General features: G+C 37.3%; 2 protein-coding genes. Both read left to right on the top strand.

Features of this window, described 5'->3' with window-relative positions:
- The first annotated feature begins 13 nt into the window (after positions 1 to 13).
- On the top strand, positions 14 to 556 hold the full coding sequence (locus tag WKU33_RS18875) for a DUF6431 domain-containing protein (protein WP_336253552.1): 543 nt from the start codon (positions 14 to 16) through the stop codon (positions 554 to 556).
- A 122-nt stretch (positions 557 to 678) separates the two neighbouring features.
- Positions 679 to 1,409, top strand: a 731-nt coding sequence (locus tag WKU33_RS18870) for a helix-turn-helix domain-containing protein (protein WP_340456130.1), incomplete at its 3' end; no start/stop codon positions are given.

Genomic DNA, 1,409 nt, shown 5'->3' with positions numbered 1-1,409 from the left:
GGGAGTTTTTTAATTGATTCATTTACATGATTTTAAGATTGATATTTTTCAATACGCGGCAAATGGAATAGAAAATGAGTTTCCTAGGTTAGATCGATGTCCGGGTTGTAATTGTTTCGCTCAGGGAAACATACATCGTCATGGTTATTACTGGCGATATGGTATTGAAGAAGATGAACATATACGACTACCGATTTGTCGTTATCTTTGCTTAGCTTGCGGCATCACCATTTCTATTCTGCCAAGTTTTTTGATTCCTTATTTTCAATATACATTATATATGATCTTTAAAGGGATTGAGCGCTATTTGAATGGGGATTTGCGTAGGGGTGGCCGGCAACTGCTAGAACAACATATCAAGCGGTTTTACAAAGGAATACATTGGATTCATAGCTATTTTGTGCACGAAGGGTATTCGAATGGGTTATCTAAAAACACTAAAAAAGAAGCCCTAAAATACAAGAAAATGATCCAAGATACTGGCATATCTTCCTTCTTTCAAAGGAGCTGGGGTCACTTATCATCATATTTTATGGGCACATTAATTTTACCATAATTTTCGTGATAAAAAAATAAAGACTGTCCCACATAACTTTTGCCTATGCAAGTATTGGCGAACAAAGTAGAATAAAAGCAATGGATAACCGGTTGTCCTTCTAATAAAAGGAGGCAAATCCAATGGATGAAAAAACGCGGGAAGAAATTGCTTTATTTCGTTATGGCTTGATTGCGCCGCTCTTTAATAAGCAAAGAGAACCAAAAGAGTATTTTCAAGAACTGGAAGGAAAAGTACATCAGGTACCCTATTATGGAGAACGAAAGGTTGCAGCGAAAACGATCCAAGAATGGCATTTAAATTACCGAAGAAATGGATTCGAGGCTTTAAAGCCGAAAAGACGGGCAGATCGTGGAGGTTCTCGCAGGCTCTCTCCAGATGATGAGGATCATATTCTCAAAATAAGAAAAGAAGAATATCTGCATATGCCAATAACTGTGTTCTACGAACAATTAATTCAACGTGGTGAAATTCAAAAGGATCATGTTTCTTATGCCACGATTAACCGATTATTAAAAAAACACAAGCTAGCTGGAAAGCATCATATGAGTTTTTATCCAGAAAGAGAGAGAAAGCGTTTTTCTCATGATAAAGTTAATGTATTATGGCAGGCAGATTTATCGCATGGTCCGTACATCCGAATGGAAGGGAAAATGAAGAAAACATTTCTTATTGCATACATCGATGATTGTTCAAGAATCGTACCTTACGCGGAATTTTTTTCTTCGGAGAAATTTGATGGCCTTCGAGAAGTAACAAAAGAAGCACTTCTGCGATATGGAAAACCGACGATGATTTATGCCGATAACGGAAAGATTTATCGATCAGAAACCCTGCAGTATGCCTGTGCGCA

The organism is Oceanobacillus sp. HCA-5259 (genome assembly GCF_037892815.1).
Lineage (GTDB): Bacteria > Bacillota > Bacilli > Bacillales > Amphibacillaceae > Oceanobacillus > Oceanobacillus indicireducens.
The sequence above is the reverse complement of the archived record's forward strand: the minus strand, read 5'-3'. Positions and strand labels throughout refer to the sequence as shown.